Genomic DNA, 16121 nt, shown 5'->3' on the forward strand with positions numbered 1-16121 from the left:
GTGCGGGCCGGAAGGGGCATTGTCGCTCGCAACCGCGAGCCTCCGGGCGGTCGCCGGGCCGGAACTGCGGCTCAGTCGGCCGGGGCGATCCGGACCCGGCGCAGCAGTTGGGCGTTGAGCGCGACCACGATCGTGGAGGCGGACATCAGCACCGCGCCCAGCGCCGGGCTGAGCGCGACGCCCGCCCACGCGAGGACCCCGGCGGCGAGCGGGATCGCGACCACGTTGTAGCCGGCCGCCCAGGCCAGGTTCTGCCGCATCTTCCGGTACGACGCGCGGGACAGCCGGATGACGCCGCCGACACCGCGCGGGTCGGAGCCGGCGAGCACCACCCCGGCGGACTCGATCGCCACGTCGGTGCCGGCGCCGATGGCCAGCCCGACGTCGGCGCGAGCCAGCGCCGGCGCGTCGTTCACGCCGTCGCCGACCATCGCCACCGTCAGTCCCCGATCGCGCAGCTCGGCCACCGCCTTGTCCTTGTCGGCGGGGAGCACCTCGGCGAAGACCTCGTCGACGCCGGGCCGGAACCCGAGGTCGGCGGCCACCGCCTCGGCCACCGGGCGCGCGTCCCCGGTGATCATCACGATCTTGCGTACGCCGAGTTCGCGCAGCTCGGCCACGGCGGCCCGCGCCTCCGGGCGGACCTGGTCCTCCATCCCGAACGCGGCGGTCACCTCGGGCCGGCCGCCCTCGGGCAGGCGGACCAGGTGCAGCACCGCGGCGCCCCGGCCCGACCACTCCCGCGCGGCCCGGGCCAGGTCGTCCGGCACCGGGGCGTCGAGTTCGCGCAGCAGCGCCGGCCCGCCGACCGCCCAGTCGACGCCGTCCACAGTGGCGCGCACGCCCCGGCCGGTCAGCGCGCGAAAGCCGTGCGCCGCCGGACGCGCCGTCCCCGCTTCCCGGCTGCTCCGGCCCGCCTCCCGCGCGTCCGGATGCCGGTCGGGCTCGGCCGGACCCGCCGCGCGCGCGTCGGCGGCGGCGACCAGCGCCCGGGCCAGTGGGTGCTCGCTGTCGGCCTCCACCGCGCCGGCCAGGGCCAGGGCGGCGTTCTCGTCCAGCCCGCCGGTGGTGGCCACGCCGGTGACCGTGTGCCGGCCGGTGGTGAGCGTGCCGGTCTTGTCGAACAGGACGGTGTCCACGGTGCGCATCCGCTCCAGCGCCAGCCGGTCCTTGACCAGGATGCCGGCGCGGGCCGACAGCGCGGTCGACAGCGCCACCACCAGCGGGATCGCCAGGCCGAGGGCGTGCGGGCAGGCGATCACCAGCACCGTCACGGTGCGTACCACCGCCTGGTCGGGGTCGCCGAGCAGCGCCCAGACCGCGAACGTGGCCAGGCCGGCGAACGCCGCCAGGTAGAACAGCAGCGCGGCGAACCGGTCGGCGAGCACCTGCGCGCGCCCGCCGGAGGCCTGCGCCTGCGCCACGAGCCGCCCGATGCCGGCCAGCGCGGTGTCCGCGCCGACCGCCTCGACGCGTACCCGGAGGGTGGAGTCGGTGGCGACGGTGCCGGCGACCACCCGGTCTCCGGCGGCGCGTGCCACCGGCCGCGACTCCCCCGTGATCATCGACTCGTCCAGCTCGGCGGCACCCTCGACGATCCGGCCGTCGGCCGGCACCCGCCCGCCGGGGCGCACCAGCACCAGGTCGCCCACCCGCAGCTCGCCGACCGGCACCGGATGCGGCCGCCCGGCGTCGTCCAGGCGCTCGGCGTCGTCGGGCAGCAGCGCTGCGAGCGCACCGAGCGCGCCGCGCGCCTGCCCGACCGCCCGCATCTCCTGCCAGTGGCCGAGCAGCATGATGGTGACCAGCGCGGCCAGCTCCCACCAGAAGTCCAGATCGAACAGGCCGATGCTGGTGGCGGCCGAGGCGAGGTACGCGACCACGATCGCCATCGAGATCAGCAGCATCATCCCGGGGGTGCGTTCGCGCAGCTCACGCAGGCCGCCGGTGAGGAACGGCCAGCCGCCGTAGAGGAAGACCACGGTGCCGAGCACCGGGCCGACCCAGCGCACGCCCGGGAAGTCCAGCGTGTAGCCGAACCAGTCCATCACCATGTGGCTGGTGGCGACGATCGGCACGGTGAGCGCCAGGCTCAGCCAGAACCGGCGGCGGAACTGCTCCGGGTCGTGCCCGGCGTGCGCGCCGTGGCCGCCGCCATGACCGCCGCCGTGGTCGCCGTGGTGGCCCGTGTCGTGACCGGATCCGTGCTCCATCGCACCACCATACCCCCTGGGGGTACCGGCCGGCATCGGCTCGGCGAAGTGGCGAGGGCGACAGGCGGAGGTCACTACCGGTCGTAGACGGTCACCGGGATGCCGCGCTCGGACAACGCGCGCCGGATCAACGGCTCGATCCGCTGCCACGAGCCGCCGGCCAGCCCGCAGCCGATGCGCGGCATGTGCACCGACGCGCCCAGCTCCTCGGCGCGGTCGGCCACGGCTGCGAGGCAGCGCTCCACCGCGTCGTACCGGATCGGCGGCCCGGCGCTGCCCCGGCGCATCCCGCGCTGGCCCACCATGTTGGCCACCCACAGGTCCGGCGCGACCCGGACCAGCCGGACGGCGCCCAGCCCGAAGTCGTTGCCGGCCCGGTGCCGGTGCCACTCCCGGTAGTCGCGTTCCGGCTCGGGCCACCGCCGCGAGACGGCGAGGACGAAGCCCTTTCCCCAGCCGCCCAGGTCGTTGCAGACGTGCGCGACGATCTTGGGGCCCTTCGCCTGCGGGCTCGTCGCGTCACCGCGCACGATCCGGAACTCCGCCATGCCCGGCATGCTGCCGCAGGGGTACGACGCTCAGCGCTGGGGGCGGGCGCCGACGCTCGGCCGCTCGGCGGGAGTCCGGCTCTGCCAGGGCCAGCGGCCGTCCAGCTCCACTTCGAGGGAGAAGCTGAGGAACGTACGGACCAGCACGATCAGCGCCAGCACGCCGACGCTGGTGAACGTGGGCGACACCGCGACCGTCCGGATGATGTCGCCGCCGACCAGGAACTCCAGGCCGAGCAGGATGGCCCGGCCGACCCCCTGCCGGTACGCCCGGTAGTGCGCGACCACCTGACGGGTCCGGGCGCAGCGCACCGCGAACACCGCCGAGGCGACCGCGACGCCGACCGCGATGACGAGCACCCCGGCCAGGTCCAGCAGCGTCCCGACGTGCTGGACGATCTCCTTCGTCGACACCCGGCACCCCCGCACCAGCCTGGCGTACGGCCGGTCGCGGGGGCGGCGTTTCCGCGCCCCCGCCACCCGGTGGGCGGGGACGCGGATCGGGTCAGTCCTGGGCCTGCCAGCGGTAGAAGACGGTGGCCACCGAGTCCTGCGGGCCCTGCCACCGGTCCGGCCGGTACGGCTCGATGTACGGGCCGAGGTCCTGCATCACCTTCCCGAAGGCCGGCTTGTCGCCGTGCTGGTCGCGGGTGGCCTCGGCCGCCGACGACTCCTGTTCGAGCAGGTGCACGTAGACGTCGTCGATCGAGTAGAGCCAGCGGCCGGTGACGCCGAGGTCGGCCGGGAGCGACCCGGCGTCGGACTCGCCGAAGACCCGTGCCACGTCCGGCTCCGCGCCCGGCTTGATCCGCCCGACGATCACGGTGAGCGTGGTGTCGGCGGGCGGCTCGCCCTCGGGCGCCCAGTGGTAGAACTCCTTCGCCACCGAGTCCGACGGGTTCTTCCAGTAGCGCGGGTACGGCGTCACGTACGGGCCGATCTCCTCGGCGATCTTCTGGAAGGCGGGCAGGCCGCGGGTCTGCCCGGAGATCCGCGGGTCCTGCTCCCGCTCGATCACGTGGATGTAGAGGTCGTGGTGCGACAGCAGGTACCGGCCGATGACGCCCAGGTCCTGCGGCCGGGTGGCCTGGTCGTAGTGGCCGAACACGCCGCCGACGATCTGCTCGCTGCCGGGGACCATGTGACAGACGATCACGTTGCGGAAGACCATGACTGCTCCTTGATGATGAGCCGCGACGGCGGCGCCGTCAGGCGGTGAAGGTGACCGGCAGTTCCAGCAGGCCGCGGAACGGCGAGGCGGCGGGGAGCCGGCGCACCTGCGCGAGCGGTACGCCGAGACGCAGTCCGGGCAGCCGCCGCAGCAGCGCGCCGAGCGCGAGTTCGGCCTCCATCCGGGCCAGCGAGACGCCCAGGCAGTAGTGGACACCGTGACCGAACCCGAGGTGCGGGCCCCGGACCCGGCGCAGGTCCAGCCGGTCCGGGTCGGCGAAGTGGGCCGGGTCGTGGTTCGCCGCGTTGATCGCCACCCCGACGATCGCGCCGCGCGGGATGCAGACGCCCTGGTAGTCGACGTCCTCGGTGGCGATGCGCGGGCTGGCCACGGGCAGCGGCCCGTCGAAGCGCAACAGCTCCTCGATGGCGGCCGGCAGCAGGCGGGGCGTGGCGCGCAGCAGTTCCATCTGCGCGGGGTGGGTGAGCAGGGCCAGCACGGCGTTGCCGAGGAAGTCGGCGGTGGTCTGGTGCCCGGCGAACAGCAGCAGGAACGTGGTGGTGACCAGTTCCGCCTCGGACAGCGTCCCGTCCTGGTCGACGGCCTTGATCAGCGCGCCGATGATGTCGTCGGCCGGGTCGTCGCGCTTGGCGCGGACCAGCCCGGCAAGGTACTGGTGCAGCCGGAGCTGGGCCTCCTGCACCGCTGCCCGTTCCTCGGCCGGGGGCCGGCTGGTGGAGCCGGAGGTGCGGATGACCTGGGTCCAGTCGAGCACCCGGCCGTGGTCGGCCGGCGGCACGCCGAGCAGTTCGCAGATGACCGTCATCGGCAGCGGGATGGCGAAGTCGTGCATGAGGTCCGCCTCGCCGTGCGGCGCCATCTTGTCGATGAGCTGGTCGACGATCGACGCCACCCGGGGGCGCAACGCCTCGATCCGCCGGGGCGCGAACGCCTGCGACACGACCCGGCGCAGCCGGGTGTGCTCCGGCGGATCGGAGTTGAGCATGTTGCGGTTCAGGCCCTCGGAGTTCGGACCGAAGATCTTCAGGTAGTGCTGCTCCGGGCCGTACAGGTCCTTGGACAGGCGCGGGTCGGTCAGCGCGGTGCGCGCGTCGTCGAAGCGGGTGATCAGCCAGGAGTCGAAGCGCGGCGAGCCGACCGGGCAGACCGGCCGCTGCGCGCGCAGCCGGGCCAGCGTGGGGTACGGATCGGCCGCGAACGCGTCGGTGTAGAGCTCGCTCGCCGGCACCACGTCGTCGGTCATCGCCCCTCCCCCGGCTCGCCGGCCACGCTGTGCAATACCTGGTAGGTGTGCCGGTCGGCGGACTCGCGCAGCTCGCGGATGATGCTCAGCAGCCGGTCCCGGTGCGTGCTGCGGCCGAACGCGTCGAGCCGTTCGCGGTCGGCCCAGTCGCTGATGATCAGGTAGCTGCGCGGGTCGTCGGCGTCGCGGACCAGGTCCTGGTGCAGGCAGCCGTCCAGCGTGCGGATCTGTTCGGCCGCGGTGAGCCACTCCGCCTCGAAGCGCTCCTCGCAGCCCTCCCGGGTCCGCATCGACAGCACGGTCCGGACCCGGCTCACCTCGCGCTCCCGAAGACCAGGTGCAGGTGCTTGCGCAGCGCGTCCGGGTCGACCGGCGCACCCCGGAACCCGACGTGCCCGTCCGGCCGGATCAGGTACAGGCCGGTGCCGTCCAGCCCGTACGCGGTGCGGAAGCGCCGCTCGGCGTCGCGCACCACCGGTGGGTCGAGCAGTCGCGGTTCGTCGGCGTCCGGGTCGAGCAGCAGGTACGCCTCGATCTCCCCGCCGGCCAGCCTTCGCACGTCGGCGCACAACCCGGCGAACGCGGCCAGTTCCCCCGCGCCGGCCGTGCGGTCGGCGTAGAGCAGCAGCGTGTGCCGGGTGCCCCGGGTCAGGTCGCGCAGCCGCAGCGGGTGGCCGACGCCGCGCCGGCGCAGCCCGTCGACGTCGGGCGCGATGTCGCCGGGGCGGGGCGCGTCACCGAGCGCGGCCGGGTCGGCGACCGTCTCCCCGACCAGTGGGCTGCCCGCGTAGCTGAGCAGCATGGACATCTCCTGGAGGAACTGGCGTTCCAGGTCGGCGCGGTCCACCTCCTCGGTGCCGGCCATCCGGACCGCCCGGCCGACGATCTCCTCGCCCTCCGGGCGCCGCTCGGTCTCGTAGCTGTCCAGCAGGCCGGGCGCGGCCAGCCCGCGTACCGCCAGGGCGAGCTTCCAGGCCAGGTTCCAGGTGTCCTGGATGCCGGTGTTCATGCCCTGCCCGCCGGCGGGCGGGTGCAGGTGGGCGGCGTCCCCGGCGACGAACACGCGGCCGTCGCGGTAGCGGTCGACGATGCCGTGGCTGATCCGGAACACCGACGACCAGCGCAGGTTGCTCGCCCGGGTGCCGGGTGGCGCGAGGCGGTCCAGCGCGGCCTGCACGTCGGAGATGGTCGGTTCGTCGAGTTCCTCGCTGAACCCGGGCGGGGCGTCGCGCCCGCCGGTCTGGGCGAAGAACCGGGGTGGCGCGAGCGTGGCGATGCGGTAGCGGTGCTCGCCGCGCAGCGGTACGCAGACGAGCATCCCGTCCATCTGCCCGTCGGTCATGTGCAGGAACCGCAGCAGGTGCCCGTCCGGCATGTCCCAGTTCATGTCGACGTCCACCAGCATGAACAGCTGCGGGAACCGGCCCAGCCCGCCGGTGAACGTGAGACCCAGCCGCTCCCGTACCCGGCTGTGCGCGCCGTCGGCACCGACCAGGTACGCCGCGCGTACCGTCTCGGTGCCGCCGTCGGCGGTGCGGACGGTGGCGGTCACGCCCTCGGCGTCCTGGGTGAAGTCGACGAGTTCGGCGCCGCGCTGCGGACGCACCCCGAGCGTGGCCAGCCGGGCGGTGAGGATCCGCTCGGTCTCGTACTGCGGCAGGCCGAGGTGGGCGTACGGCAGGCCGGGCAGCTCCCAGCTCATCCGGTGGGTCTGCTCGCCGTTGACGAAGACCATGTTGCCGGTGAGCCAGATGCCGGCGTCCATGGCCTCCCGGACGACGCCCTGCTCCTCCCAGATCTCCATGGTGCGGCAGTGCACGCCGATCGCCTTGTCCGCGTGACCGGGCGGGGTGACCTGTTTGTCGATCACCAGGCAGTCGATGCCCCGCCGGGCCAGTTCGACGGCGGCGGTCAGCCCGGTGGGCCCCGCCCCGACGACGAGTACGTCTGTTGTCCTGTGCACGTCGGCCTCCCAGCCCGTGGTGGGGTGTCGGCGGTCGTCCGCGTCGGGCACGACGTGGAACAGCCGGCGCCGGATGTCGAGAAGGAACGGTGCGATCGGTCCGGCCTGCGCCGAGGCGTGGGCCGGGTCACCGATCCAGGCGAGGAACGGCGCGGCGCCGTCCCACTCGGCGAAGATGTGGTGGATGTCCGAGCCGGGTTGGCGCAGCAGCTGTTCGCGGCGGTAGCCGGGTATCGCGGCCATCCGCCGGACCACCTCGGGGTAGCCCCGGTGGAACTCGGCGAGCCGGTCGAGCGGCACGGTGAGCTCGACGTCCACGTAGACCGGGCCCGTTCCGTCCCCGGTCTCGCGCATCAGCGGGTACTCGGGGCCGTCCGCCGGCTCGGTCAGCGGCCGGAGCAGGCCGGCCAGGCGGGCCGCCACCGGCCCGCGCCGGTACGCGCGCAGCGCCGCCTCGTCGGCCCACTCGGTGACGACGACGAAGCCGCGCGGATCGAGGGCGTCGCGCAGCAGCTCGTGCCGCAGGTTGCCGGCCAGCGCGCCGAGCTGCCCGGCGACCGTCTCGAAGGCCGGCCCGACCGCGGGCTCGCAGCCGGTGCGCGCGCGCAGCCGGAGCATCGTCCTGATCATGCAGCCCCCTCGAACGGTGCCGTCGTCGTGCCGCGACCCTGCCGCAGCGCGCGTCACCCGCTCGTCACAGTCGACCCGCCGCACGTCCGGTCCCGGTGACGCCGCCGGGACGCCCGTCGCTTATTGCAAAACTTTGGCAACAAGCCTCGACAGGGTCGCCTGCCGGTAACTATCGTGAGCGGCATGACTCCTTACGATTTGGATGTGCGCGCCTGGCAGGAGAGCTGGGACCGGCAGCAGGAGGCGTTCATGCCGGACCGGGAGCACCGCTTCGACGCGATGCTCGACGCCGTCGAGGCGGTCACCGGCGACCGGCCGCCACGGGTGCTCGACCTGGCCGGCGGCACCGGCTCGATCAGCCTGCGGACGCTGGCCCGCCGGCCCGACGCCGAGGTGACGGTGCTCGACCTCGACCCGGTGCTGCTCACCCTCGCCGAGGCGGCGCTGGCCGGGCGGGCCGCTGTGGTGACCGCCGACCTCAACCGGTCCGACTGGGCCGCCACGCTGCCGCACCGCGACTACGACGCGGTACTCACCGCCACCGCGCTGCACTGGGTGGACGGTCCGCGCCTGGCCGAGCTCTACCGCGAGATCCGCGACGTGTTGCGCCCCGGCGGCGTGTTCGTCAACGCCGACCACATGCCCGACGACGCGATGCCGACGCTCACCGCACGGCTCGGCGAGCGCGCGCGGGCGCGCCGGGACGCCCGGCACCGTGCCGGCGCGGCGCTGTCCTGGCCGGACTGGTGGGCGCAGGCGGCCGACGACCCGGTGCTCGGCCCGCTCGTGGAGAAGCGGCGGCAGATCTACCCGACCGGGCACAGCCCGGAGTGGAGCCCGCCCGCGGCGTGGCACCTGGACGCGCTGCGCGCGGCCGGCTTCGCCGAGGCCGGCGTGCTCTGGCGCGGCGGCGGGGACGCCGCGGTGGCCGCGCTGCGCTGACGGCGTCGCGGCCGGACCCCGCTCCCCCCACGGCCCGGCCCGACTCGCGCCGCCGGGGCTCGGCACAGCCCGCGCGTGGCCGGCCCGACGACCGCCGCGACACGACGCGTACCGAACCGGCCCGCCCGGTCAGGACAGCAGGCGGGCCAGTTCGGTACGCGAGCGCACACCGAGCCGGTGGAAGACGTTGCGCAGGTGGTGGTCGACGGTCCGCGTGGACAAGCACATCCGGGTGGCGATCTCCCGGTTGGTCGCCCCCTCCGCGACCAGCCGGGCGATGTGCAGCTGCTGCCCGGTCAGCAACTCCTCCGGACCGTGCCGCACCGGCCCGACCGACTCCCCCGCCGCGCGCAGCTCCTCCCCCGCCCGGTCGGCCCAGACGGTCGCGCCGAGCAGCGTGAACGCCTCCCGGGCCCGGTGCAGGTGCGCGCGGGCGTCCCGGGGCCGGCGCCGGCGGCGCAGTTCGCGGCCGAACAGCAGCTCGGTGCGGGCGCGCTCGAACCGGTCGGTGTCGGCCGGGTGCAACCGCAGCGCCGCGTGGAACTCCCGTTCGGCCTCCGGGCCGCCGCGGGGCGCGAGCAGCGCCCGGCAGCGCGCGGCGAGCGCCCGCCGCGACGGGCTAGCCGTGCTGCTGGCCCAGTGGTCGAACACGGCCAGCGCGGCGGCCGGCCGCCCGCCGTCCTGGGCGGCGGCCTCCACCAGGTACGGCGTGGCCATCACCTGGACCAGCACCTGCCCCCGGCCGGTGCCGGTACGGGCCAGCGCGGACAGCCGGGCCACCGCGTCGGCGTACCGGCCGTCGATCAGGTCCAGCACGCCGAGCGCCCAGCGGGCGTACGCGTCCGGCCGGCTCCCCGGCGCGGCCCCGTCACCGATCTCGGCGATCCGGGCCAGCGCGGCGTCCCGGTCGGCGCGTACCGCGGCCAGCACGGCGAGGATGCCGAGGTGCACCTGGGCGCACACGTGCTGGCCGCCGGCGCGGGCGGCGCGTACGCCCTCGCGGGCGGTTTCCGCCGCGGCCTCGTGCCGGCCCAGCCAGTATTCGGCGACGGCCCGCAGCTCCAGCGCCCGGGGCAGCAGCGACAGCTCGCCGCGTGCGCGGGCCACCTCCACCGCCCGGCCGGCGAGCCGGTGCGCGGGACCGTCCACGGCGACCAGCAGGGCGGCCGCGGCGGCGCAGACGAGCGCGCCGGGGGTGAGCGCGGGCCCGGTCAGCCGGCCGCCGATGACGACGACCCGGCGCAGCGCCGGGCCGCCGCGCGCGTGGTCACCCCGCAGCGTCGCCCCGACGCCCGTGGCGAACGTGGCCAGCAGGTCGAGTTCGGGCGGGTCGCCGGGCCGCCGCAGCGCATCGGCCCGGCGGGCCACCTCGGCGTACCGGTACTGGTCGCCGGTGACGCAGATGGCCTCGCCGGCCCGGACCAGCGCGAGCAGCGCGGCCCGCCGGTCGGCCGGCGCGATCGCGTCGGCGGCGCCCAGCAGCGTGGCGACCGCGGCGGCGGGCGCGTCGCAGCGCAGTTGCATGTCGCCGCGGAGCAGGTCGGCCCGGCTGTGCGCCGGTCCGGCGGTCAGGCGGCGCAGCAGCCCTCGGGCCTGGTCCGGGTCGCCGGCGGTCCAGGCACATCGCGCGGCGGCGATGGTCAGCTCGGCTGCGCGGCCGGGGTCGGGGCTCAGTTCGGCGGCGCGGCGCAGCACGACCGCCGCGGCGGCGCGGTCCGGCACCTCGTCGACCGCCGCCGTCAGCTCGGCGGCGAGCACGTCGGACGGACAGTCGGCGGCGGTGGCGTGGCGCAGCGCCCGGCCCAGCGCGCCCTCGGCGAGCGTGCCGGCCAGCAGCAGGTGGGCCGCGCGCAGGTCGGCGAGCGGCGCGACGGCGGTGATCATCGTGCGGGCGAGCGGGTGCGGGAACGTCGCCCCGCCGGGCCCGGTGCGCAGCAGGCCGGCGGCCTCGGCGGGGGCGAGCGCCTCGACGGTCAGGCCGGCCGCCCACGCGGCGCGCACCAGCGTGCCCGGGTCGTCTCCGGGGTCGAGCGCGGCGAGCAGCACCATCCGCCGGGTCGGCACCGGCAGCCGGTCCAGGCGGGCCCGGTACGCGGCGGCGAGCGCGCCGTCCACCGGCGGCGCGTCGGGCAGTGGCGCCTCGCCCCGCCACTGGGCGGGGGTGAGCGTGCCGGCCAGGTCGGCGAGCGCGGCCGGGCTGCCCCGGCTGAGCGCGGCCAGTGCGGCGGCCACCGGCGCGGGTGGCCGCTCCCGCAGTCCGGCGAGCATCGCGTGGCACTCGTGGGCGTCCAGCGGACGCAGCCCGTGGGCCGGCACACCGTCGACAGTGGCCGGGGCGGTCGCGGTCAGCAGCATCGCCACCGGCAGCCGGCGCAGCCGGCGCGCCACCACGGCGAGCGTCCAGGCGCTCTGCGGATCGCCGGTGTCGAGGTCGTCCACCGTGCACAGCAGTGGGCGGTCCGCCGCCACGGCGGCGAGCAGGGACCGCACCGCCGCGGCCAGGGCCAGCCGCTGCTCGGCCGGGCACCCGTCGCCGCCGATCGCGCGGCGCAGCAGCCGCCGCTGCCGCACCGGGAGGGCCGCGTCCGCGTCCAGCACCGGGTCGAGCAGGCGGTGCAGCCCGGCGTAGGGCAGTGTCGCCTCGTCGGCCAGGCCGGCGCCGGCGAGCACCGCGCGCTGCCCGGCCCACCTGCGGGCGTACGCCAGCAGGGCGCTGCGCCCGGAGCCGGGCGGCCCGTGGAACAGCAGCGCGCCGCCGTCGTCGCGGTCGAGGAGGCGGCGGATCGCGTCGCACTCGTCGTCCCGGCCCCACAAGGCTATATGCACTGTCGATGCAGAAACCATGCATCTAGTGTCACCTATGGGCAACCCGCCGGAAAAGAGGCGGACACGCTGTCGGGGTGGTCGCCGCGCGGCGACCACCCCGACAGCGGTGGGGATCAGGAGCTGGGGCAGGTGTTGCGGTACTCCTGGATCGCCGACCCGCTCGGGCCCGGGCAGAGGAACTGCTCGTAGCGGGTGTCGTCGTCGACGAACCGCTTCAGCCAGGCCACCATCTGCTTCGCCGTCGGCGTGTTCGTCGTCTGCGGGAAGAAGTGGCTCGCGCCGTCCAGCTCCAGGTACGCCTTCTCCGACGACGCCGGGATGCTGTTGTAGAACGGGATCGAGTGGGTCGCCACCGGCGCCACGCTGTCGGTCTCGCCGCCGATGATGAGCGTCGGCACCCGCACCTCGGACCAGGTCTTGTCCAGGTTCCAGGGCGCGAGCGGGACGGCGGCCTGCAACGACGGCCGGGCCGCCGCGGCCTCCAGGCTGCCGCCGCCACCCATCGAGTGCCCGGCCACGGCGAGCCGCGAGGAGTCGATCCGGCCGCGCACCGAACTGCGCTGGGTCAGGTAGTCCAGCGCGGCCAGGAGCTGGCGGCCCCGGCTGTCCGGCTGGTCCAGCCGGGTGTTGGTCTCGATGCCGATCACCACGAAGCCGTGCGAGGCGATCCGCGGTCCGAGCCAGCTCAGGCTGGACCAGGAGGCGGTGTAGCCGGGCGAGATGGCGACCGCGCCGAAGGTGCCCTCGGCGGTGCTGGTCGGGTAGTAGATGACGCCGCCGCCGAAGCCGGTCACGCTCAACGAGGAGACGTTGATCGACGAGGTGGCGAACGGGCCGCGGCTGGCCTCCAGGATGGCGCTCGTGGGCGCCGGGCCGCGCTCGTAGGGGCTGGCCGCGCTCGCCGCGGCCGGGACGGCGAGGGCGCCGCCGGTGGCGAGCAGTGCCGCCACGGCGAGACGGGCGAGGGCACGGACGGGGGTACGGGAACGGGTGGTGGGCACGTCGGTCACTCCTTGCGCCGGAATTACATCGACATGCGTCAGCATCCGCGTCCGGGCCACCGGCGCGCATCGGTGAAATCACCGGTCCCAGGGCGGTGACCCGGCCGTGACATGCACGGCGGACGATTGACCCCATGCATCCGACCCGACGGCGCCTGACCCGGCGGCACCTGCTCGGCGCGACCGCGGCGGCGGGCGTCACCGGCCTGGCCACCGGCTGCGACCCGGACCGCCCGGCGGGCGGGACCGCGGTGTCCGACGACGCGCCCGCCCTGGATCCGGCCAGTTGGGACAGCGTTCGCGCCCAGTTCGCGCTCGACCGCTCCCGGGCGCACCTGGCCACGTTCGTCTTCGCCCCGCACCCGGCCCCGGTACGGGCCGCCGTGGCCACCCACCGCGCCGGCCTCGACCGGGACGCCTCCGGCTACCTGGCCGCGAACGAGGAACGGCTGGACCGGGCGGTGCTCGCCGCGGCGGCGGGGCACCTCGGCGCCCGCTCGGACCACATCGCGCTCACCGACTCCACGACCATGGGCCTCGGCCTGGTCTACAGCGCGATCCGGCTGCGACCGGGCGACGAGGTGCTGACCACCGAGCACGACTTCTACGCCACCCACGAGTCGCTGCGGCTGCGCGCCGAACGCGACGGGGTGACCGTGCGCCGGGCCCGCCTCTACCGCGACGCGGCCACGGCCGGGGCGGACGAGATGGTCGCGGGCCTCACCGCGGCGCTCACGCCGCGTACCCGGGTGGTGGCGCTGACCTGGGTGCACTCCAGCACCGGCGTGAAGCTGCCGGTACGCCGGCTGGCCGAGGCGGTACGCGAGCGCAGCCCGGAGGCGTTGCTCTGCCTCGACGCGGTGCACGGCTTCGGCGCCGACGCGTCCACGCCCGAGCAGCTCGGCTGCGACGTGCTGGTCTCCGGCTGCCACAAGTGGCTGCTCGGGCCGCGCGGCACCGGCCTGGTCTGGGCCGCCGAGCGGGCGTGGGCACGGATGACTCCGGTGATCCCCAGCTTCGACGGACGCGGCATCGGTCGCTGGCTCGCCGGCGGCACGGGTGGGCAGCCCGTGCCGCCGGGCCCGGCGCACACGCCCGGCGGCTACCACAGCTTCGAGCACCGCTGGGCGCTCGCCGACGCGTTCGCGTTCCACCGGCGCATCGGCCCGGCCCGGGTCGCCGAGCGCACCCGGGAGCTGGCCGACCGGCTCAAGGAGGGGCTCGCCGGCATCCGGGGCGTCCGGCTGGTCACGCCGCGCGCCGCCGACCTGTCAGCCGGTGTGGTCTGCTGCGAGGTGACCGGCGTGCCGGTGGGCGAGGCGGTGAACCGGCTGTGGTCGGCCGGTGTGGTCGCCAGCAGCACCCCCTACCGGCCGTCGTACCTGCGCTTCGGCGCGACGATCGCCAACGGGGAGCAGGACGTGGAGGCGGCGCTGCGGGCGGTCCGCACGCTGGTGTGAGCCGGCACGGTCGTCACTCGGTGAACTCGCAGAAGGACAGCGCCCGGTCGAACCGCCCGGCGGCGAGGTCGTCGTGGCGGATCAGGAACCGCGCGTTGACGAACTCCTCGTCCGGCACGCCGAACTGGGCCAGTGGCACCCACTCGCGCATCACCCGCTGCCGTTCCTCGTACAGGGCCACCATCCGCTCCGGGCGGGGCAGGGACCTCGCCTGCCGCCGCTCCCGCTCGGGATCCACCATGATCACCTCAGGGGGGTCCTGCGCCGAGATGGTGTAGCCGCCGATGAAGACGTCCTCCGGCAGCCACCAGTTCCGCTCCGGCCAGAGCTGCTCGAGCAGCGCGCTCATCTCCGTGCGGTGCGGCATGTCGCGCAGGAGCTGGATCTGGGTGGCGCTCAGCCACTCCTCCGAGCGGTCGAGCCAGTCCGGCAGCTCCGCCTGGAGCCCCGCGTACATCTCGTGCTCGGGGGCGAGGAACGGCTCCATCTCGGTGTCGGCGGGCACGACGTACTCACCGTCCACCGTCTCGGCGCCGGCCGGGACGTACACGACCCGCGCGAACTCCTGCTCGGGCTCGATGCCGCAGGCGTCCAGTGCGCTCTCCTGGTCGAGGAAGAACAGCAGCGTGCCGTCGGCCGGCAGGGCGAGGTCGGGAACCCGAGGCAGCGCCGCGCAGTCGAGCCGCAGCAGGAACGGCAACGGGAAACCCTCCGAGCACGTGGGCCACGGCATGCCCACCGGCAGCCGCGGCCGCCCGCCCCGCCGCCCGACGTGCACACCTTCCTCGCGCTGGCAGGCGTGGATCTGGAACCGGATCAGCTCCGCGAAGCGGGCCACCTCGTCCTCGGGCACACCCTGCCCGATCGCCGCCCGCCGGAATTGATCTCTCTCGTTCATGATCGTGGAGAGTAGCCGCACCGTCCGACATGGAGCCTGTACGGCACGGGCGGGATCAGGGCCCGGCTCGCGGCCGCACCGCCGGTGACCAGGTCACGTCGTAGCGCTCGGCGGCCACCGCCTCGGCGAACGCGGTCGCCGCCGCCGGCGAGCCGGCGATGCGCCAGTCCTTCTCCTTGTCCACCTCGAACCAGATCAGCCCGATCAGGTTCGGATAGCGGGGCAGGGTGCGGAACGTGTCCCGGATCCACCGCGCCTTGTGCCCGGCGGCGTCGGCGGCGCCGGTCTCGGTGACCACGAGCGGTTTGCCGGTGACCTTGCGGATCTCCGCGATCGTCGGGCCGAAGATCTGGTCGAACGACCAGTACGTCTTGGTGAACGCGCCGCTGCCGTAGTAGCCGGTGACGCCGACCCAGTCGACGTACTCGTCGCCCGGGTAGAGGCCGGTGAGCCCGGCGGTGGTCTTGTCCCAGCGGGCGTTCGGGCTCCACACCCAGGTGACGTTCGTGGCGCCGGCCTCGGCGAAGAGGTCGTGCACGTGCCGCCAGGCCCGGACGTAGTCGCCGGGGCGGTTGCCGTTGGCCCGCTCGCACCACGGGTACCAGTCGCCGTTCATCTCGTGCGCGAAGCGGATCGCCACCGGGTAGCCCAGCGACCGGACGCCGTCGGCCCAGGAGCGCACGTACGCGTCGAAGTCACCGCGCGCGATGCGGGCCAGCCGGTAGTCCGGCTGGGTGGCGCGCAGCCGGTCGATCTGCCGATCGGTCAGGCCGGTGCGGCGGGCCGCCTTGTCGACCGTGTGGTCCCACGGCTCCCAGCCGAGCATCGGCATCATGCCCCGCTCGGCGATCCGGTCGAACAGGCTCCGGTCGAACGCGGCCGACGCCCAGTCGGCGCCGAAGAGCATCACCTGCGGCGACCGCCCGGCCGCCTCGGCGAACCGGTCCACCGGCGCGAAGTCGTACGGGCCCTTGTCCGTCATCACCCCGAAGAACGCCTGCCCGGCCGGGGGGAACGGGCCGCCGCGCGGGCTCGGCACGACCGCGGCCGGCACGTCGGTGCTGGCCTGCGGCGTCGCCCGGGCGGGCCCCTGCGCCGAGGCGCCCGTCCCCGGGTCGTCGCGCCACGCGCCCGGTGCCACCACGAAGGCGTACGCGAGCAGCAGCAACCCGGCCAGTGCCAGGCCCATCCGGGGCAGCGTCGGC

13 protein-coding genes are annotated in these 16121 nt (G+C 75.2%); 2 read left to right on the plus strand and 11 right to left on the minus strand.

What is annotated here, in order from left to right; translation table 11 throughout:
- Positions 1–71 precede the first annotated feature (71 nt).
- The 7 genes from ACN27D_RS34195 to ACN27D_RS34225 all read right to left on the minus strand — a co-directional run bounded on the left by ACN27D_RS34195 (position 72) and on the right by ACN27D_RS34225 (position 7789).
- Positions 72–2213: a heavy metal translocating P-type ATPase gene (locus ACN27D_RS34195; RefSeq protein ID WP_421501003.1), complete on the minus strand. Its 2142-nt coding sequence runs from the start codon at positions 2211–2213 to the stop codon at positions 72–74.
- 74 nt (positions 2214–2287) lie between these two features.
- Entirely contained in the window at positions 2288–2761 is a 474-nt protein-coding gene (locus ACN27D_RS34200; RefSeq protein WP_184686367.1) for a macro domain-containing protein, read from the minus strand.
- Between the two features lie 30 nt (positions 2762–2791).
- Positions 2792–3175 (minus strand): DUF1622 domain-containing protein, encoded by a 384-nt coding sequence (locus ACN27D_RS34205; RefSeq protein ID WP_421501004.1) that lies wholly within the window; start codon positions 3173–3175, stop codon positions 2792–2794.
- 91 nt (positions 3176–3266) lie between these two features.
- The gene (locus tag ACN27D_RS34210; protein WP_121684984.1) at positions 3267–3932 is read right to left on the minus strand and encodes a TcmI family type II polyketide cyclase; all 666 of its coding nucleotides are present in this window, start codon (positions 3930–3932) and stop codon (positions 3267–3269) included.
- Positions 3933–3969: 37 nt separating this feature from the next.
- Positions 3970–5196: a cytochrome P450 family protein gene (locus ACN27D_RS34215; RefSeq protein WP_421501005.1), complete on the minus strand. Its 1227-nt coding sequence runs from the start codon at positions 5194–5196 to the stop codon at positions 3970–3972.
- Positions 5193–5513 carry a putative quinol monooxygenase gene (locus tag ACN27D_RS34220; protein ID WP_120569519.1) on the minus strand — a complete coding sequence of 107 codons (321 nt, stop codon included), beginning with the start codon at positions 5511–5513 and terminating at the stop codon, positions 5193–5195. Before ACN27D_RS34220 ends, ACN27D_RS34215 begins: the two co-directional genes overlap by 4 nt.
- On the minus strand, positions 5510–7789 hold the full coding sequence (locus ACN27D_RS34225) for an FAD-dependent oxidoreductase (protein ID WP_421501006.1): 2280 nt from the start codon (positions 7787–7789) through the stop codon (positions 5510–5512). Before ACN27D_RS34225 ends, ACN27D_RS34220 begins: the two co-directional genes overlap by 4 nt.
- 183 nt (positions 7790–7972) lie before the next feature.
- Between ACN27D_RS34225 and ACN27D_RS34230 the strand changes: the two genes are divergently transcribed.
- A complete protein-coding gene (locus tag ACN27D_RS34230; RefSeq protein WP_421501007.1) occupies positions 7973–8731 on the plus strand; it encodes a class I SAM-dependent methyltransferase in 759 nt (252 codons plus the stop codon).
- Positions 8732–8860: 129 nt separating this feature from the next.
- On the opposite strand, the gene ACN27D_RS34235 is transcribed toward ACN27D_RS34230, so the two are convergent.
- Positions 8861–11575 carry a LuxR C-terminal-related transcriptional regulator gene (locus ACN27D_RS34235; protein WP_421501008.1) on the minus strand — a complete coding sequence of 905 codons (2715 nt, stop codon included), beginning with the start codon at positions 11573–11575 and terminating at the stop codon, positions 8861–8863.
- A gap of 95 nt (positions 11576–11670) precedes the next feature.
- Positions 11671–12558, minus strand: coding sequence for an alpha/beta hydrolase family protein (locus ACN27D_RS34240; RefSeq protein WP_393159110.1), 888 nt, complete (start codon positions 12556–12558; stop codon positions 11671–11673).
- A gap of 134 nt (positions 12559–12692) precedes the next feature.
- Here ACN27D_RS34240 and ACN27D_RS34245 point away from each other — a divergent pair, with 134 nt between their 5' ends.
- Positions 12693–14018 (plus strand): aminotransferase class V-fold PLP-dependent enzyme, encoded by a 1326-nt coding sequence (locus ACN27D_RS34245; RefSeq protein WP_358171656.1) that lies wholly within the window; start codon positions 12693–12695, stop codon positions 14016–14018.
- 13 nt (positions 14019–14031) lie between these two features.
- Here ACN27D_RS34245 and ACN27D_RS34250 read toward each other — a convergent pair whose 3' ends face one another.
- Together ACN27D_RS34250 and ACN27D_RS34255 are read right to left on the minus strand one after the other, a co-directional pair.
- Positions 14032–14916, minus strand: a complete 885-nt coding sequence (locus ACN27D_RS34250) for a DUF1963 domain-containing protein (protein ID WP_421501009.1) — start codon at positions 14914–14916, stop codon at positions 14032–14034.
- Positions 14917–14971: 55 nt separating this feature from the next.
- On the minus strand, positions 14972–16105 hold the full coding sequence (locus ACN27D_RS34255; protein WP_350816808.1) for a glycoside hydrolase family 26 protein: 1134 nt from the start codon (positions 16103–16105) through the stop codon (positions 14972–14974).
- Positions 16106–16121: the final 16 nt, after the last annotated feature.

This window comes from Micromonospora sp. WMMD1274, assembly GCF_049179035.1.
Taxonomy (GTDB): domain Bacteria; phylum Actinomycetota; class Actinomycetes; order Mycobacteriales; family Micromonosporaceae; genus Micromonospora; species Micromonospora tulbaghiae.

What these genes read in the sequence shown, in the direction of transcription:
- ACN27D_RS34195 (WP_421501003.1), bottom strand. Translation starts at nt 2,213, where the DNA reads ATGGAGCACGGATCCGGTCACGACACGGGCCACCACGGCGACCACGGC.
- ACN27D_RS34200 (WP_184686367.1), bottom strand. Translation starts at nt 2,761, where the DNA reads ATGGCGGAGTTCCGGATCGTGCGCGGTGACGCGACGAGCCCGCAGGCG.
- ACN27D_RS34210 (WP_121684984.1), bottom strand. Translation starts at nt 3,932, where the DNA reads ATGGTCTTCCGCAACGTGATCGTCTGTCACATGGTCCCCGGCAGCGAG.
- ACN27D_RS34215 (WP_421501005.1), bottom strand. Translation starts at nt 5,196, where the DNA reads ATGACCGACGACGTGGTGCCGGCGAGCGAGCTCTACACCGACGCGTTC.
- ACN27D_RS34225 (WP_421501006.1), bottom strand. Translation starts at nt 7,789, where the DNA reads ATGATCAGGACGATGCTCCGGCTGCGCGCGCGCACCGGCTGCGAGCCC.
- ACN27D_RS34230 (WP_421501007.1), top strand. Translation starts at nt 7,973, where the DNA reads ATGACTCCTTACGATTTGGATGTGCGCGCCTGGCAGGAGAGCTGGGAC.
- ACN27D_RS34235 (WP_421501008.1), bottom strand. Translation starts at nt 11,575, where the DNA reads ATGGTTTCTGCATCGACAGTGCATATAGCCTTGTGGGGCCGGGACGAC.
- ACN27D_RS34245 (WP_358171656.1), top strand. Translation starts at nt 12,693, where the DNA reads ATGCATCCGACCCGACGGCGCCTGACCCGGCGGCACCTGCTCGGCGCG.
- ACN27D_RS34250 (WP_421501009.1), bottom strand. Translation starts at nt 14,916, where the DNA reads ATGAACGAGAGAGATCAATTCCGGCGGGCGGCGATCGGGCAGGGTGTG.
- ACN27D_RS34255 (WP_350816808.1), bottom strand. Translation starts at nt 16,105, where the DNA reads ATGGGCCTGGCACTGGCCGGGTTGCTGCTGCTCGCGTACGCCTTCGTG.